We start from the raw sequence: 15,937 nt of genomic DNA on the forward strand, positions 1-15,937 counted from the left end.
ACAGGATTTTATTTCTGGGGCAAGATAAACTCTTCATTCACCTTAGAGGCCTTGGAAGACAGTACTGTTGAGATATTCAATTTGGAAACATTGAATCACCCAAAGATCGAACCCAAATTGATTGTCGAAATTTTGAAGAAAATTTCGACAATCAAGTATGAGCAAAATCTGAACTGGAAACTGATCAATGGAAAAAAGTCTTTTCTCCACAGATGGGAGTTTTTCAAAACGAAATATCCTGGAATATGGTACAGGATACCTCAGAAGCATCTTGCCTCTTATTTTAATGTGACACCCCAATACTTATCCAAACTAAAGTCGAATCGACTACTTTGATTTTTTAAACTAGTTTAAATCACTTTTTAATCTAGTTTAACTAAACGTAAAAATGAATCAATCTATTTATGAATCATCTCAAGTGAGATAAAACTATGTTAAACTTTAAACTCAATTTCACATGAAAAAAAGTATTGCCTTATTTCTGTGTTTAGGACTTTTTATGTTTTCCTACACGAATCTTTCTGCAGCATGTTCAGCAGGAGGAGAAGGAGCAACCTCTTGTACCTTCAGGACTCAAGTTTCCATACTTGGGGTAAATCTTTGGTCTGTAAAAGGATCTTCAGTGTCTTGCGGTTCCGGATATTACGCTTGCTGTAATGCTGATTCAGCTACGTGCATTCAAAATCCTGCTCCTGCAAGTATTCAGTAAGTTTTTTAAGCGGCAAAATTCTAGGATTTTGTCGCTTTTCCTTCTATTTCTATGAATCGAATTGTTGTCTTCTTATCGCTAACTTTTGTATTGTCCTGTGGCAGCCCTTCTGTACAGGAACAAGTAGTCTCCAATTTATCGCCAGTTTCCTTAGAAGTCAATCAATTTGACCTCGTAGAATTTCCTCATATTCCGTTCAGTGGTGTAATTGATAAGTGGAAAATCGGGGAGAGCGGATTTACCATTCTCTCTAAATCTTCCTTGTATCATTATCCAGATCCCAATCAGGAACCTTTGATTTTTAATTCAGAAGTTTACTTGGAACTCCAGGGCTGTGGAATATCTGATTTTTCAATCTCAGGCACCAAACTTTACCTGCTTTGCGAGGGAAAGGGAATTGCCCACCGATTCGATTTGGTAACCAAAACTTTTGAAACCACCTTGGACTTGGGGATAGATGCTTCTAGGATGACAGTAGTTGAGGATCGGGTATTTCTATATCAGCCACCCAATACACTGAACAGAGATACCACGCTTAATTTTCAGCTCCTAACTTATCCACTAGAAAGTCCTGAGAAAGTTAAAAAATACCTGAGCTACCCCGCCTCGCCGACTGATTCTTACTCCTTCAATGTGTTGACCAATCAGTCGCTAGTTAGTAGTGAAAACGAGATGGTTTTTTCCCGGATAGGAAATGATACCCTGGTCAGATTCAATCAAGAAGGGGAATGGGTTGGTACAGAGCTTTTGCAAGTATCTCCCTATGGAAAAGAGACGGAAGCTGGCGTGGGGCTTGATCCTGAACAAACTTACTTCCCTTTGTATTTGGCCCAATCAAAAGATTGGAGATGGTACTCTCTGGTGAAAAATACCTCCTTACAAACTTTGATTCATCATTTGCCGAGCGGAAAAAAAACTTTGCTTAATAAAGTCATACTCTCCAATGGTGTAGAGCTGCCTTTTTTGGGACAAGAATACAATGAGGAACTTTATCTCCTATTGACCGAAGAGGCCTTCATCGAGTTTAACTCCAACGAAACTTACCCCGAACCCTTCCTAAAACTCAAAAATTATGAGACCCCTTTTTTATTCCTTCGCATTCCTCTTTCTGAGCTACCTTCCTAGTTTTTCACAAACTCAGGTGGCTTCTTCCAAAAAAGTCCTGGTGGCAAGTGGCACCATTAAGCAAGGTAATTTCGAATTGCACAGATTCGAAGGGGATGGGGAGCGGAATACAAGTTCGGCTTCGGGTCCCGGATTTGTGAGTACGGGAGGAACCCTATCTGAGATATTTACCGAATTGTGGCCTGAGGTGGAATTTAAGATCAGTCGAAAGTTTGGAGAAGAACTCTACACCTTGCGAATAAATACTTCAGCTGACTTGGATCAGTCAGTTCTGGATCAAATCTGGAAACAGTTGGATCAGCGTCCTGAATTTGTCACCAGCCAAACGTCTCAAAATCAAAAGGGTAATTGTCTTCAAATCAGCTCCCAAGACCAACTCGACAAGTCTCTGTACACTCCAAAAAATGGAGTTCTCAAAAAGAATGAGTCCAGCAAATCACGAATCATTTTGGAGGGATACACTGTAGAAGAGCTTGCCGAAAAACTCAGTCAGGAAAAAAGATTGGGTAGATTTTTCTTTGAGCAGGCAAAAAGTGCCAAGGTATATTCCTTTAGTTTAGACGCAAGCTCACTTGATTCGCTGCGTGAAGGATTAAAAAGCTATGGGGTGATTTTGCAATCCTGCAATCGTACGGTTTATATGTATGAGATGAAATGATTGAAGGTGCAGCTCAAGCGCAATTTTGAGGGGTAGTCTTTGGGTTTTGAACCACTCAGGCACATAGAAAACATAGCCTAATTATCTATGTGATGCTATGTGTCTATGTGGTTACTTTTTGTGAAAGTAGATTAGAAACTAATCCTTATTCATTGGTAACGTGAACTACCTTCTCAGCCTCATCGAAAGAAATTGAGATCTCCTCTGAAGAACCAAAAGGCGCCCGATACAGATAAGTGGTATCAGCATTTACCCTGGAAGCAAAGAGAATACTTTTTTTGTCCGGCTGCCCCATAAGTTGGATCACTTTTTCTGAAGTCATACCGAGGCGGATTTTTTCTGCATTTTCACGATTCCGATTGGGTTGATATTGATCATATTGAAACGAACCTACTCCGAGCAGAAGAAAAATCAAAATAAGGTATCGGATTTTCATAAATATCTGATTAATAGAAAAATTTTGTACAAAACTCCAACTGACTTCCTTTTCCACCAGAAGTACTCAAAATCATAGGATCTGCATACCAATCGCCTTTGTAAAGCAAGGAATCATATTTTCCCGGGCCTAGGATTAATTGATTTTTTGGACCAAACTTCAAGTTTAAAGTGTCTTTGACTTCTCCGGAAAATCGAAGTTGGGCTTGATAAATCTTATTCTTTTTGGGCGAGTTTAAAACCAAGGTATCCAATCTCAATTCCTCAGAGTTCTTGGAAACGGAGATACATTTTTCTTCGGAGCCTATATCACATGAAGTGAGGCAAAGCAAAACACCAAGAAAAAAAGGAAAACTAGGATAATATTGACTGCTCATAAAACAAGTATTAATTAGTTAAAATTAGGGATAAAAATTTCCCTACCTTTTTAAAAATTGCTTTGATTTGATAAAATTAGTTAAAAGCCCAAGCGTCAACTCTTTTCCCAAATGCTTCAAAAAGCCAAGATTGCCTTTATATTTAAGGACAGTTTAACCACCCACCATTCCCAATTTTCCCATGAAAAAGCTCCTGCTCCCCTTTCTTTTGCTGACTACCTCAGCTTTTGCCCAGTCTAGTCTGCGGCCTCAAATCGATCAAAGTGCCGATGCCATCGAGTCCAAAGTGATCGAATGGAGAAGGGATTTTCACAAATACCCCGAATTGGGAAATAAAGAATTCCGAACGGCCAAAATCGTGGCGGATCATCTCCGGGCTCTTGGGATGGAAGTGACCGAGCAGGTGGCTGTCACCGGAGTAGTGGGTGTACTAAAAGGAGGAAAACCCGGTCCCATGGTAGCACTTCGAGCGGATATGGACGCCCTTCCTGTGACCGAGCGCAATGATCTTCCCTTCAGGTCAGTCAATACTGCCACCTACAACGGACAGGAAACCGGCGTGATGCATGCTTGCGGACATGATTCCCACATGGCGATTTTGATGGGAGTGGCAGAGGTCTTGGCTGGAATGAAAGATCAGCTGGAAGGCTCAGTGAAGTTTATCTTCCAACCTGCCGAAGAAGGCGTAGTCGATGTAGACATTTTTGGAGCGAGGCAGATGGTCGAAGAAGGAGTGATGGAAGATGTAGATGCCATTTTTGGTCTACACATTGATTCACAAAGGGAAGTTGGTCAGATCGGCTACCGGTCAGGCCCGTTTATGGCTGCAGCTGATTTTTTTGATATAACAATTAAGGGAGTTCAAGCTCATGGGGCCTCGCCTTGGTCTAGCGTGGACCCGATCGTAACGACTTCCCAAATCATTACTGGACTTCAAACCATCGTTTCCCGAAATGTAAATATCACTGAAGCCCCGGCCATAGTGAGCATAGGAGGAGTTCATGGAGGTATTCGTCACAATATTATTCCTGAAGAGGTAGAATTGATAGGAAACATCCGGACTTTCGGTGATGAGCAACAGGAACTGGTACATAGGCGGTTTGAAGAAATAGCCACCAAAATCGCTGAAAGTGCAGGGGCCACAGCTGATGTACGAATCAGAAAACTGTATCCATCCACAGTCAATCACCCTGAACTTATGGCTAAAATGCTTCCTACTTTGCAAGAAGCAGCAGGAACCGAAAATGTAATCCTAGTGGACCCTATTACCGCCTCGGAGGATTATAGCTTTTATCAGCGTGAAAAACCGGGCATTTTCATGATGCTTGGAGGAATGAAAAAAGGTGGAGACCCTTTGAAAACCCCATCTCATCATACACCTGACTTCTACCTAGACGAAAGTGGATTCATACTTGGAGTGCGTGCCCTTAGCTACTTGACTGTTGATTATATGGGGATGAAGAAGTAGGGCTTGGTCAATGGTCTACAGACCACAGTCCACCGAATCTAGACTATAGAAAAATCCCCTCCTGAAGGATTTCGGGAAGAATCTTTTTTCGATTCAAAAAAGGATTAAACCACATAGGCACATAGAATACATAGACTATGTGAACCTATGTGTATATGTGGTTTCTTATAATTTCATAGGTGAAAATTCTGATTTGGTTGGATTATAGCTTGATGAGTCTTAGCTCAAAGAAAAACACTTCCTGAAGGGTTTTGGTAGGGCTTTGATTAAGATCAGTTCACCTGAGGCTTTTTAGCAACCACATAAATTGGGGACTCAATTCTGGGGCAATTCGTTTGGTCTGGTTCTATAATCAAAGATTCAATTGCTGTTCCTAAATTATTTGAATCATCTATCAAATAATCAAAATTAAAAAGCACGGGATAAATAATGATTAACTCATTATCAATTTCCTTTCCTTGGCTTTCAATATAATTAACCAAATCATCTTTTAATTTCTCAATTCTATTTCTCGACCCCCAGGGTGCATGTTCACTGATTTTTATACTTGCTTCATTTCCAATTCTCACCTCATATGAAAAACTAATATATTTTCTCCCAGTGGAATCAAATGGATTAAGCATCGCTGTCTTAGATACTATTTTCTTTAATTCTGCGTAAAACTGATCTTCCTCAATGGATTGACATTGAACTTGATTTAACGAACTAAGAAAAATTATCAAACTTAATGTTAAACATAATCTTATTTTCATAACCTTCTAATTGCATTTATTACCTTTAACTCCAGAACGGTATTTTTGATTTGTTTCAGTGATATGGTATTTTTGTGTTTGGGATAATTCAGACCATTTTTGAGTATTTTGCAATCCTCCCCAAGCCAAATGGTAGGCATCTATAGCTCCAATCTCAAAATGTTCCATTAATGCTTGGCTTAATAAGGTAAGGTATGAATTAGCCATATTTACATGATCAATTGAATTTGATGACATATTAATACCTAAATAATTCATGTAAGCATGGAGCAATTCATGAAAAACTGTAACCATAATATATTCTTGGGAGGAAGAAGCTAATGCTCCTGAATTTATTGTAATTGTAAAGGTTACAGCCATATCTGTAAAAGATGTCCCTGTGATTCCGTCTAGTGAATTATCATTGAGATCCAAGTCTTCTAATAGAATATTAAATTTCTCGCTTTGTCCAAATGCATTATTTATCAAATTGGTTATTTGGTTTTTAAATTGGGCATCAATAGCCTTTTCCACTTGATTAGAAATGCAAGGATTCTGGACATTGTTTTCAATTTTATAGGCTATTTGGCCTCCATCACCTCCCCCTCCATTTGTTCCATCATCCAAACATGCGTCTTGGCTATTGGTATCGCAGCTACCAGACCCACAAGTCGTATGACTGTACTCCTCATAGACCACGACTCCGCCAATACTATACACCCAGTACCAATCGATGCAATTCTCAAAGCTGAATCCTTCTGTTCCTTTTCTGGAATTAAGCAGCCGATCCACCGATCGTTCGACGGTCCGCCCATTGGCCTGCATTCCGTCCAATGGCTTGGAACCAAAATCAGACCACAAATAGGTCAGTTGGGAAGATTTCACACCAGAGAGAAATCCTTCGATCAGGACCTCCTCATTGTCCAAAAGAAACCCTCCGTCTTTTCCTGTGATTTCTAAGATTCCTCCCCGGATGACTTCGCCAGATTCATCGAGCTGAAAAACCAGTCTCCTTAGATACCCCTGCGCATAGGTCGCTTTTACTTTCCGATGTGCCGGAACGATCAGAAATCTTCAATCCGAATAGATCTTCGCTCCCTCCCAATGTGGAAACACCTCCAAATCTGAGGTAATTCTACCGTAGAAATTCCCCTGCTTGGGCTTTTCCATTTCATAAAATGCCTGAGCCAATGGAATAGGATCAAGCATTGCCGATTGCTGAGGAGTCTCGATCTCCTCCAAAGTACATGACCAAAAGATCATCAGGGCTAAAGTTCCCAGCCCAAGGGAGTAAAAAGGTTTTTTCATAGTAAAGAATTTAACTTCTTAAACATACCCCCCCCCGACTAAAAAGTCAATAACTGGCTATAATTAATTTTTAAGGTATTGAAAATCAGTAACTTTATTTTTCGTATTCAGAAAATTAATCACCTCAAAAATGACCCTCTACCTTCTTTGTGTACCACATAGGCACATAGAATACATAGACTATGTGAACCTATGTGTCTATGTGGTTTCTTATAATTTCATAGGTGAAAATTCTGATTTGGTTGGATTATAGCTTGATGGGTCTTAGCTCAAAGAAAAACACTTCCTGAAGGATTTTGGGAAGGATCTTTTTTCGATTCAAAAAAGAATTAAACCACATAAGCACATAGAATACCTAGACTAGGTAAACCTATGTATCTATGTGGTTTTTTCATTTTTTACCTTGAAATCCGAAAGGTTATCAAATACCAAAACCCTAGAGGTTGAAGTAAGGAAAACTCCCTACTCATCAAACCACCACGGCGGAAACTGACTGGTGCTATTTGGAAAAGCACTGCAGGTCAGGCAGGTAGGCAAATATTGATCTCTTCTTTTGCCGGGAATGAATTCACAGGCTTTTTCCACAAAAAAGGGCACGTCAGCGGCAGTTGTAAATATCCGCGTCACCCTAGACTTGGCCACCTCAAAGTACCCCAAAACCACCTCATCGGGATCATTAACATTGTAGATATTCCCCCGCACTGGAGCCGGAGGGGAGTCAAAAACCGACCCGGTATTGTTCACCACTTCACGAATTTGCGTCCAGTACCGATAGGCATCCTCCGTGATACTCAACTGCTGCACATTGAAATAATGTCGACTCAAAAAGGACTGGTCCACCCCCCGCTGGGCCACTACCTGTGTGGATTTGCCTCCGGGGTTGTTAAGCAAGTCTCCATTGACCAAGGTAATCCGCTCAGGATCAGGAAAATCAAAGACAATACAATTTGGAGGAGGGGTATTGAATGGATTTGGGAAAAAAGTCAAATCCCAGAAATAGGCTTCATCCACGGCCCACCTAAGATAATATCCCCCCGTCTGCTCCGGCAGAGTCACTTCGGTACGGATGACTACCTGTGCCGCATCGGGATTGTCATCATCCCGAGTCCGCTCAAAGGAAAAACTCAGGGAATCAGACCCAACTACAGTAGGCATGGTCTGCGGCACTGAGCGATAGGTTTCCCCTCCCACATTGATCTGAAGGAAAAAACTCATCCCGGACCGGGGTGCATATTGCCCGTTCAATTCATATTCTCCCGGACGAACCATCCGAAAGGGAAACCCAGAACCGGAATTTTCTTCCACCAAGGTCACCTGTGCATTGGTCACCGGCCTAGGCCGATCATTCAGCGTGAAAAACCCATCCTGGAAAAGAGGCTGACGCGCTTGGGAAGTAGTTTCAAACAAGAACACGGTATGCGGTCCTTCCAAATCGGTAAACAAACCACTGACTATCAAGCGCTCGGTTTCAGGCTTTTCCAAAGGAAAATTGATCTGATCCACACAGGAAACCAATCCAAAAACAAAAAACCATACCCACACGCGGAATACCTTACTCATGATCACCTCCAAACTGAATACTGTACGAAATAGAAGGAAAAATCGCCCCCAAAATAGCCAAGCGATACGGCTTCAACTGCTGGGAATCCGAGTCCTTTTGCCAAAAGACCGAATAGGCATTTCTTCTCCCGAGTAAATTATAAATACTGAAGTTCAGGCTATCTCCCTTCTTGGAAAAGACTTTTTCTACGGTGTAGGACACATCCACCCGGAAATAATCAGGAATCCGATATTGATTCCTCGCCGAGTAATCCGGCACCACCAAGCCTCCTCCCAAAAGGTAGGATGCCGTCACCGCACTGACCGGCCTTCCGGTGGCATAATTCACCGAGAAATTGAAAAGACCCCGTGGATACATCTTCCGGCTCAGGATGAAATTCACCTCATGGGGCTTGTCGTAGTTGGATGGAAACCATTCATTCTGATTGATCTGCTCCGGCACAAACTCACTCAATGAACGGAAAAACGATCGGGAATAGGTGTATGCGAGCCATCCGGTGACTACGCCGAGATTTTTCTTAATCATGAATTCGGCTCCATAGGCTTTGCCTTCCCCAAATACCAACTCGGTTTCGAGGTGGGGATTGAGAAAGATATTGGCAAAATCCCGGTACTCGACCTGATTTTCCCCTAGTCGATAAAATGCATCCAGCGAAAACTCCCACTTGTTGTCAGCAGAATTGCGGAAGATCCCAGCGGAAAAATTGTCCGTTCGCTGAGGAGCGATATAGCTCGTGCTCAGCTGCCAAAGGTCAATCGGAGTAGGTCCAAAGGTATTGGAAATGGACTGGACATACTGGAAAAGGCGTGCATAGCTGACCTTCAGCGAAGTGGTAGAATTGAGGTTTTGGCGGATGGATATCCGGGGCTCCAAGCCGGAATAGGATGCGATTTTCCCGTTTCCGAATACCTCCTGACCGATGATGTTTTCGCTTGTAATGGGTCCGTTGGGATTGTATTGGTAGACAGTATCCGGCCCTCTTTGGGAATAGGTCGAATAGCGAAGTCCAGCGACCAGCCCGGTGGACTCGCCGAGTTCGTATTCCATACTCAGAAATCCGGACACTTCCCAGCCCTTTTCCTTACCTATCTCCTCCGCTACCACGGCGGAATTTGCACCAAAGGGCTCCAATCGTTCGGGTTTTCCCTGATAATTTATTGCCTCCACGCCTCCCGTAAGCGCTAGCTTCTCATTGGCCCAAGTAGCCGAAAGCTTCCCCTGTTGATATCTCATGCCATTGACCACTCGGGCAGCTTCAACGCCTTCCGGATCGATAAAGGCATTGGTAAAATCCCCATCCGCGACCAAAGCATTGACTGAGAGGTTTTCTCCCAAAATCCCACGGTATCGTAAGGAACTGACCCTGTTGGTCCAGTCGTATCCAAACTGATCAGAAAACAAAAACTCATCTCCTGTCAGCAGGGTATTGGCTTCTAGTGTATGGCCTTGAGCCAGTTTCCAGTTCAGACCCAAGTACCCATCGTAAAAGTTCAGGCGGCTGTTTTGCAAGTCAATATCCCGAGCCTGATTGAGTAGCCAGTTTACATTGGAGATTCTTCCTCCTGCGATGATACTGACCTTATCCTTTGCCAAAGGTCCTTCGAGCAGGATTTTGCCATTGGAAGTACCGACTCCAACCTGTCCTTTCCAAGAATTCATATCTCCAGGACGCATCAGGATATTCAGGGCTGAGCCTGACCTTCCTCCCAGGTTGGCAGGAAGATTTCCTTTGTAAAGGGTAAACGTCTCCGTCACATCGGTATTGAAAGCCGAAAGGAATCCGAGGGCATGGTTGGAGCTCAGGACCAGGGCTTCGTTCATCAGGATCAGGTTTTGGTCTGTTTTGGCTCCCCGAACATTGATCCCGGAAGTACCCTCACCCACCGAGGAAACCCCAGGCAATAGCTGAAGACCTTTGAAGATATCCGCCTCTCCGAGAAAAGCAGGGATGGCTCTGAGCTCCTGAGTGGTCAGTTTGGTGATTCCGGTGATTGCCTCCCTCACGTTGCGGTCTGGCTGATCAGACATCACCACCACTCCCTCCAGCTCGAAGTTTTTCTCGGTCATCTCCAGATTGATCACCCCGTTTTCATAGAGTTCTATTTCAGTGGGGATGGGAATGTAGGAAATGTGACGAAAGGTAACCTTATGTGGTCCGGGGCTGAGGGTAAGGTAGTAGAATCCATACTTATCCGTAGAGACTCCAGTGTACAACCCATCGACGTTTACTCCTACTCCCGGTAGAGGTTCTCCGGTGGATTGGATCAAAATTTTACCTGTCAAAACATAGCTGGAAGCTGGATTCGGCTGTTTCTTTCCAAAAACATAGACTTTTGATTCTTCCTGAGCAAAAAGGGGAAAAGTCAGAAAAAGACCGAACAAAAAAACCAATCTGAATACAGAATGCATGAATGAAAAGGAATAGAAATTTCTTTTAGAAAGTTTTAAAAATGCAAAACGATTTGGGTTTTTCCTTCGTTTTTTTGACCAAAGTCAGCAAGTCTGTAAGAATCGAGTCAAAATACCTTTATTCCCAGTTGAACACCAAAAAGCCAAACCGAATCCTTCCAATCCACATAGAGCCATGAAACGAATCTTGCTTTCCTTTTTGATTTTGGTCCCTTTTCTTTCCGGATGCAAAGAAGAAGAAACACCAGAGGTCGATGCGTTTATCTTCGGTCAATGGGAGTTTTTCTGTGAGGGTAATTGCATGCAGTTTTACAAACTGGACCAAGGTCGGCTTTTCATTGACAACCTAAACACATTTCGGGACGCTCCCATTATCACCTATAAAGCTGCTCCTTTGGACTCCAGATTTCTTTCTCAAGCTGAGCAATTGCGGGTTGCTTTCCCGGAAAGTTACCTCCGGCCCTTAGGCAATGACTTTGTCGCCTGCCCCAATTGCATCGAAGAAGGAGCTTACTACTTGGCCTTTGAAAACCGGACCGGTGTGCTTTGGTGGCAAGTAGGGAAAAACCCGGCTCTCTGGCCAGCAGAAATCAGACCTTTTATGGAGCTGCTGGTGGAGACTCTGGACGAACTTCCCAAAGAATAGCTCAGGGATCAGAATTACAGCTGGGCAACCAAGTCTCGCATGATCAGGCTCATGATAGGCTCTGCTTTGGCCGCTGCATCCAAGACATCCTGAATGGAAATCTTATGGATTTTGCCCGGCACTCCCAAATCCGTGATGGCAGACATTCCAAAAACCTCTATCCCCATTTGCCGGGCTACCAAGACTTCAGGCACAGTACTCATCCCTACTGCATCGGCTCCTATTTTGCGGATGTAAACATACTCAGCGGGAGTTTCCAGATTGGGACCTTCTACCCCGGCATATACTCCTTGGTGAAGTTTGTAGCCATTTTTCTCGCCGATTTCAAGAGCCATTTGAATCAACCTAGGCGAATAGGCATCGCTCATATCGGGGAATCTTGGACCCAACTCCTCGTAGTTAATACCTCTTAGGGGATTTTCAGGAAAAAGGTTGATGTGGTCATTGATAATCATCACGTCCCCCACAGCCTGTGCAGGATCCAAGCCTCCACAAGCATTGGATACCAGAAGGGTTTTCACTCCCAAAAATTTCATCACCCGAACAGGAAAAGTTACCTGCTTCATCGAATACCCCTCGTAGTAGTGAAAGCGGCCTTTCATCGCGACTACTTTCTTACCTGAAAGGGTTCCAAAGACCAGTTTTCCAGAGTGGCTTTCCACGGTCGAAAGCGGAAAATGAGGAATATCCTTGTAATCCAACTCCAGTTCCACTTCGATTTGGTTTCCCAAATTGCCCAGTCCGGTCCCCAAGATGATTCCCAAAGGAACACTTTCGGGGTATTTGGATTTGATAAATGCTTCGGCTTCTTTGATCTGCTGTAGGTAATCCATGGTAGTTTAAAATAAGGCCCAAAGATAGGTTTTTGTTTGGGCTTGAGAACTTTTAGCCCCACTTGCTTGTATAGTGAGGAGTAATTTGAAATCCATGATCAAGATCATCGTCGGAACCAACCGCAAGAACTCTGTCTCCAAAATCATCGCAGAAATATTCCAGGGCATTTTAGCCGAAAAAGGTGCTGAATCAGAAATTCTGGAGCTGGAGCATTTGCCAGCAGATTTTACCGCCACTGCACTTTATGAAAACAACGGGAAAAATCCGGACTTCAATTCCTTTCATGACCGAGTCAAGGAAGGGAAGAAATATGTTTTCATTGTACCTGAGTACAATGGGTCTTTTCCCGGAATCTTAAAAACCTTCATCGATGGGATGACTTATCCCAATACTTTCCGGAATAAAAAATGTGCCCTTATCGGGCTTTCATCAGGTATCGGCGGAGGTGGCATCGCTTTGAGCCACCTCACCGACATCTTTCATTATTTGGGTATGCACGTTCTTGCTCTCAAGCCGAAGCTCGCCAAAATAGAGCAAAATATGTCAGATAACCTGCTCACCAACAGGCTGTATGTCGAACTGCTGCACACCCAGGCAGACATGCTTGTAGAGTTTTAACTCTCAGTCCACATTGTCATGCAGGAATCTGTTGTTGCCGAGAATCTCGTTCTCGTCGCTCAGATTGTACTTGCTGATTTCCGCCTCTGAGCTATGCTTGGGCTCATTGAGTACAACATTCTTGCGCTGATAGGCCGGCACTTCCAGTTTTTCCTTCAATTCCTCAGGAGTGGGGTTGAATGAACGCTTGCCTTTCAGCTTTTCAAAACGCTCATGAGCTCTCTGAATCGCCTTTTGCTTCATCTGCTCATAGTAGTCATTTGCAAAAAGCTGGGGAACCGGCTCTGATTCTTCAGGCATTTTCACCTCTTTCTTTTCAGACTCCTCCTCATAGAGGTCATGAACTACTTTTTCGGATGGCTCATCTTCGTGAGTATCCTGCTGAACAGGCTTGAATTCGAAGGTAAACTCTTCTTCTTTTTCCGGCTGAGTAGGCTGTACCGGAGCTATAGGTGCCTTGGGAAAGCTGAAGGAAAAGCTGGTTCCGGATACCGGTTCTTCTTTTACCTTTTCGCTCTTTCCAGAGTCCAGATTAATTACTGTTTTCACAGAATCCTCATCCTCTACCACGGGCTTGGTTACCGGATTGGCAAAAGCCGATATGGGAGCTACAAATTCCTTCTTGGCAGGCTTGTCAGAAAGCTTATCCATTTCAAATCCTGTAGCGATGACAGTCACGCGGATAGCTTTACCCAACTCAGGGTCGATACCCTGACCAAAGATAACCTCGGCATTGTCGCCCGCTTTTTCCTGAATGTATTCCGTGATTTCGGAAAGTTCGTCCATGGACAATTCTTCTTCCTCCCCAGACATGATGGAAAGGAGGATTTTCTGGGCTCCTTTGATGTCCACATTGTTGAGCAGTGGAGAAGAGATGGCTGCACCGGCTGCTCGGATAGCACGTCCTTCGCCCTCTTCGGTAGAGGAACCCATGACGGCTGCTCCTGCATCTTTCATGACAGTCTTCACATCTTCGAAGTCCACGTTGACATCCTGATGAACCGTGATAATCTCTGCAATAGACTTGGCCGCTGTAGTCAAAATATCGTCTGCCTTGCTGAATGCCGTACGTATAGCAAGATTGCCGTAGATTTCTCTCAGCTTGTCATTAAGAATGACAAGAACCGTATCGCAGTTTTCACGAAGTGCTTCAATCCCTGCCTGAGCTACTGCCATTTTCTTTTTCCCCTCAAACATGAAAGGAGCAGTGACGATACCCACGGTCAGGATGTTTAATTCTTTGGCGATTTTGGCTACGACAGGAGCGGCACCCGTACCTGTACCACCACCCATACCGGCGGTGATGAAGACCATCTTGGTATTGTCGGAGAGCAATTCCCGGATTTCATCCTGAGATTCGATGGCGGCGCTTTTTCCTTGTTCAGGATTGGCACCTGCACCGAGGCCTTCGGTCAGGTTGGCACCCAACTGCAGGCGGAGAGGAACCGGAGAGGACTTCAGGGCCTGTGCGTCGGTATTGACTACGACAAACTCCACATCCTTGATTCCTTGGCTGTACATGTGGTTGACGGCATTGCTACCTCCTCCACCTACGCCAATTACCTTGATAATTGACTTTTGATTTTTTGGCAAATCAAATCTGTAATCTTTCATGTTATCTGACATATTTTAGGTTTGGTGAAAATTTCTAGTGTTAGTGTTATTTAGTGAGAAAGGGAAAACAAGGGAAATAATCCGCAAGGCTGATTATCTCCCCCAATCATAAGCCCTAGTTGTTGTAGTTATAATTGTCGTCATCGCCGATATCGGCGGAAATGATGTTTTTGATTTTGTTGCTGATACTGGTAAAGAAGCTGTTGGAAATCATCTCCCGCTTCTGCATGATTTTTGGCTTATGCCCACTGTTGGCTTTTCTTCGGTTGTATTCGTCCTCTCTGTTGTCCAAAGACTTGAATCCAGCCAAGACTAAACCTACCGAAGTGGCATACATCGGGCTTTTGATCTCTTCGATGACGGATTTGCCCAAGTGCTCATTGGGATAGCCGATTCTGGTATCGAGTCCAGTTTTGTATTCGAAGAGCTGGGAGATATACTGCATCTGCGAGCCACCCCCGGTGAGGACGATACCCCCGGCGAGTTTCTTGTAATAGCCGCTTTGCATGATCTCGTTTTGCACGATTTCGATGATTTCTTCAAGTCGGGCTTCGATAATGGAAGCCAGATTGTAAACTGAGATTTCCTTAGGTGGTCTTCCTCGGAGTCCGGGGATGGATACGATTTCGTTGGTATTGGCTTCCTTGGCGATAGCCTTTCCAAATCGTGTCTTGAGCAATTCTGCCTGGTTCTGCATCAGCATGCAGCCTTCCTTGATATCTGAGGTGATGATATTTCCTCCAAGAGGAATCACCGCAGTGTGCCGGATGATATTTTCATAGAAAATGGCAATATCAGTGGTACCCCCTCCGATGTCCACCAAGCAAACCCCAGCCTCTTTCTCATCGTCGCTGAGCACGGCAAGAGAACTTGCCAATGGCTCCAAAATGAGCTGACTGGAGATCAGATTGGCGCGCTTAACGCATTTATTGATATTGTGAATGGCTGTAGTCTGGGCGGTGATGATATGGAAATCCGCTTCCAATCGGGTTCCTGCCATGCCCACGGGATCTTTGATTCCGCCTTCGTAGTCCACGGTGTAGTCCTGAGGCATCACATGGATGATGCTGTTGCCTGGAGGCACCACGATATTGTGCATGTCTGCGGAAAGCCGCTGCACATCCTCTATCGTAATCTCATCCTCTGTAGGCTGCCTCATAATGCTGCCATGCATGATTTTGCTTTGGATATGCTGACCGGCGATCCCAACGATCACTTCGGCAATATCCACATCGGCCATATCGGAACAGTCTTGGACTGCCTTCTCGATGGCATGAATGGTCTTCTCGATGTTGGTGACAATGCCGCGTTCGACACCGTCGGAAACGGATTTACCCATACCCAACACCTCGAGTTTGCCAAACTCATTTTTGCGGCCGATGATGGCGCAGATCTTGGTCGTCCCAATATCAAGACCTACTATAAGTTTATCGTTTTCCATAGC

The 15,937-nt window shown here is 44.1% G+C and carries 16 protein-coding genes; 6 read left to right on the forward strand and 10 right to left on the reverse strand.

The window, feature by feature from the left end; genetic code table 11:
- The first annotated feature begins 457 nt into the window (after window positions 1-457).
- The 3 genes from AAA942_RS14920 to AAA942_RS14930 are packed head-to-tail and all read left to right on the forward strand — an operon-like array spanning window position 458 to window position 2,492.
- Entirely contained in the window at window positions 458-709 is a 252-nt protein-coding gene (locus AAA942_RS14920) for a hypothetical protein (RefSeq protein WP_338221086.1), read from the forward strand.
- Window positions 710-760: 51 nt separating this feature from the next.
- Entirely contained in the window at window positions 761-1,834 is a 1,074-nt protein-coding gene (locus AAA942_RS14925; protein WP_338221087.1) for a hypothetical protein, read from the forward strand.
- On the forward strand, window positions 1,782-2,492 hold the full coding sequence (locus AAA942_RS14930) for a hypothetical protein (RefSeq protein ID WP_338221088.1): 711 nt from the start codon (window positions 1,782-1,784) through the stop codon (window positions 2,490-2,492). The genes AAA942_RS14925 and AAA942_RS14930 overlap by 53 nt, the downstream gene beginning before the upstream one ends.
- A 145-nt stretch (window positions 2,493-2,637) precedes the next feature.
- Here AAA942_RS14930 and AAA942_RS14935 read toward each other — a convergent pair whose 3' ends face one another.
- Window positions 2,638-2,928 (reverse strand): hypothetical protein, encoded by a 291-nt coding sequence (locus AAA942_RS14935; RefSeq protein ID WP_338221089.1) that lies wholly within the window; start codon window positions 2,926-2,928, stop codon window positions 2,638-2,640.
- 10 nt (window positions 2,929-2,938) lie between these two features.
- Window positions 2,939-3,304 carry a hypothetical protein gene (locus AAA942_RS14940; RefSeq protein WP_338221090.1) on the reverse strand — a complete coding sequence of 122 codons (366 nt, stop codon included), beginning with the start codon at window positions 3,302-3,304 and terminating at the stop codon, window positions 2,939-2,941.
- A gap of 181 nt (window positions 3,305-3,485) precedes the next feature.
- Here AAA942_RS14940 and AAA942_RS14945 point away from each other — a divergent pair, with 181 nt between their 5' ends.
- The gene (locus AAA942_RS14945; protein ID WP_338221091.1) at window positions 3,486-4,772 is read left to right on the forward strand and encodes an amidohydrolase; all 1,287 of its coding nucleotides are present in this window, start codon (window positions 3,486-3,488) and stop codon (window positions 4,770-4,772) included.
- Between the two features lie 272 nt (window positions 4,773-5,044).
- Here AAA942_RS14945 and AAA942_RS14950 read toward each other — a convergent pair whose 3' ends face one another.
- The 5 genes from AAA942_RS14950 to AAA942_RS14970 form a co-directional block, all read right to left on the reverse strand.
- Window positions 5,045-5,524 carry a hypothetical protein gene (locus AAA942_RS14950; RefSeq protein ID WP_338221092.1) on the reverse strand — a complete coding sequence of 160 codons (480 nt, stop codon included), beginning with the start codon at window positions 5,522-5,524 and terminating at the stop codon, window positions 5,045-5,047.
- Window positions 5,525-5,530: 6 nt separating this feature from the next.
- Window positions 5,531-6,430, reverse strand: a complete 900-nt coding sequence (locus AAA942_RS14955) for a hypothetical protein (RefSeq protein ID WP_338221093.1) — start codon at window positions 6,428-6,430, stop codon at window positions 5,531-5,533.
- A gap of 147 nt (window positions 6,431-6,577) precedes the next feature.
- On the reverse strand, window positions 6,578-6,811 hold the full coding sequence (locus AAA942_RS14960) for a hypothetical protein (RefSeq protein WP_338221094.1): 234 nt from the start codon (window positions 6,809-6,811) through the stop codon (window positions 6,578-6,580).
- Between the two features lie 462 nt (window positions 6,812-7,273).
- A complete protein-coding gene (locus tag AAA942_RS14965; protein WP_338221095.1) occupies window positions 7,274-8,371 on the reverse strand; it encodes a DUF4249 family protein in 1,098 nt (365 codons plus the stop codon).
- Entirely contained in the window at window positions 8,364-10,781 is a 2,418-nt protein-coding gene (locus tag AAA942_RS14970) for a TonB-dependent receptor (protein WP_338221096.1), read from the reverse strand. Before AAA942_RS14970 ends, AAA942_RS14965 begins: the two co-directional genes overlap by 8 nt.
- A 175-nt stretch (window positions 10,782-10,956) precedes the next feature.
- Between AAA942_RS14970 and AAA942_RS14975 the strand changes: the two genes are divergently transcribed.
- The gene (locus AAA942_RS14975; RefSeq protein ID WP_338221097.1) at window positions 10,957-11,427 is read left to right on the forward strand and encodes a hypothetical protein; all 471 of its coding nucleotides are present in this window, start codon (window positions 10,957-10,959) and stop codon (window positions 11,425-11,427) included.
- A 14-nt stretch (window positions 11,428-11,441) separates the two neighbouring features.
- Here the strand turns inward: AAA942_RS14975 and AAA942_RS14980 are convergent, their stop codons facing one another.
- Window positions 11,442-12,260, reverse strand: coding sequence for a purine-nucleoside phosphorylase (locus tag AAA942_RS14980; RefSeq protein WP_338221098.1), 819 nt, complete (start codon window positions 12,258-12,260; stop codon window positions 11,442-11,444).
- 94 nt (window positions 12,261-12,354) lie between these two features.
- Here AAA942_RS14980 and AAA942_RS14985 point away from each other — a divergent pair, with 94 nt between their 5' ends.
- The gene (locus AAA942_RS14985; protein WP_338221099.1) at window positions 12,355-12,879 is read left to right on the forward strand and encodes an NADPH-dependent FMN reductase; all 525 of its coding nucleotides are present in this window, start codon (window positions 12,355-12,357) and stop codon (window positions 12,877-12,879) included.
- Window positions 12,880-12,882: 3 nt separating this feature from the next.
- On the opposite strand, the gene ftsZ is transcribed toward AAA942_RS14985, so the two are convergent.
- The gene (gene ftsZ / locus AAA942_RS14990; protein ID WP_445083349.1) at window positions 12,883-14,493 is read right to left on the reverse strand and encodes a cell division protein FtsZ; all 1,611 of its coding nucleotides are present in this window, start codon (window positions 14,491-14,493) and stop codon (window positions 12,883-12,885) included.
- A 115-nt stretch (window positions 14,494-14,608) separates the two neighbouring features.
- Window positions 14,609-15,934 carry a cell division protein FtsA gene (ftsA, locus tag AAA942_RS14995; protein WP_338221101.1) on the reverse strand — a complete coding sequence of 442 codons (1,326 nt, stop codon included), beginning with the start codon at window positions 15,932-15,934 and terminating at the stop codon, window positions 14,609-14,611.
- Window positions 15,935-15,937: the final 3 nt, after the last annotated feature.

The organism is Algoriphagus sp. oki45, from assembly GCF_036245605.1.
GTDB lineage: Bacteria > Bacteroidota > Bacteroidia > Cytophagales > Cyclobacteriaceae > Algoriphagus.

Coding starts and splice junctions, on each gene's coding strand:
- AAA942_RS14920 (WP_338221086.1), top strand. CDS start 458: ATGAAAAAAAGTATTGCCTTATTTCTGTGTTTAGGACTTTTTATGTTT.
- AAA942_RS14925 (WP_338221087.1), top strand. CDS start 761: ATGAATCGAATTGTTGTCTTCTTATCGCTAACTTTTGTATTGTCCTGT.
- AAA942_RS14930 (WP_338221088.1), top strand. CDS start 1,782: ATGAGACCCCTTTTTTATTCCTTCGCATTCCTCTTTCTGAGCTACCTT.
- AAA942_RS14935 (WP_338221089.1), bottom strand. CDS start 2,928: ATGAAAATCCGATACCTTATTTTGATTTTTCTTCTGCTCGGAGTAGGT.
- AAA942_RS14940 (WP_338221090.1), bottom strand. CDS start 3,304: ATGAGCAGTCAATATTATCCTAGTTTTCCTTTTTTTCTTGGTGTTTTG.
- AAA942_RS14945 (WP_338221091.1), top strand. CDS start 3,486: ATGAAAAAGCTCCTGCTCCCCTTTCTTTTGCTGACTACCTCAGCTTTT.
- AAA942_RS14950 (WP_338221092.1), bottom strand. CDS start 5,524: ATGAAAATAAGATTATGTTTAACATTAAGTTTGATAATTTTTCTTAGT.
- AAA942_RS14960 (WP_338221094.1), bottom strand. CDS start 6,811: ATGAAAAAACCTTTTTACTCCCTTGGGCTGGGAACTTTAGCCCTGATG.
- AAA942_RS14965 (WP_338221095.1), bottom strand. CDS start 8,371: ATGAGTAAGGTATTCCGCGTGTGGGTATGGTTTTTTGTTTTTGGATTG.
- AAA942_RS14970 (WP_338221096.1), bottom strand. CDS start 10,781: ATGCATTCTGTATTCAGATTGGTTTTTTTGTTCGGTCTTTTTCTGACT.
- AAA942_RS14975 (WP_338221097.1), top strand. CDS start 10,957: ATGAAACGAATCTTGCTTTCCTTTTTGATTTTGGTCCCTTTTCTTTCC.
- AAA942_RS14980 (WP_338221098.1), bottom strand. CDS start 12,260: ATGGATTACCTACAGCAGATCAAAGAAGCCGAAGCATTTATCAAATCC.
- AAA942_RS14985 (WP_338221099.1), top strand. CDS start 12,355: ATGATCAAGATCATCGTCGGAACCAACCGCAAGAACTCTGTCTCCAAA.
- ftsZ (WP_445083349.1), bottom strand. CDS start 14,493: ATGAAAGATTACAGATTTGATTTGCCAAAAAATCAAAAGTCAATTATC.
- ftsA (WP_338221101.1), bottom strand. CDS start 15,934: ATGGAAAACGATAAACTTATAGTAGGTCTTGATATTGGGACGACCAAG.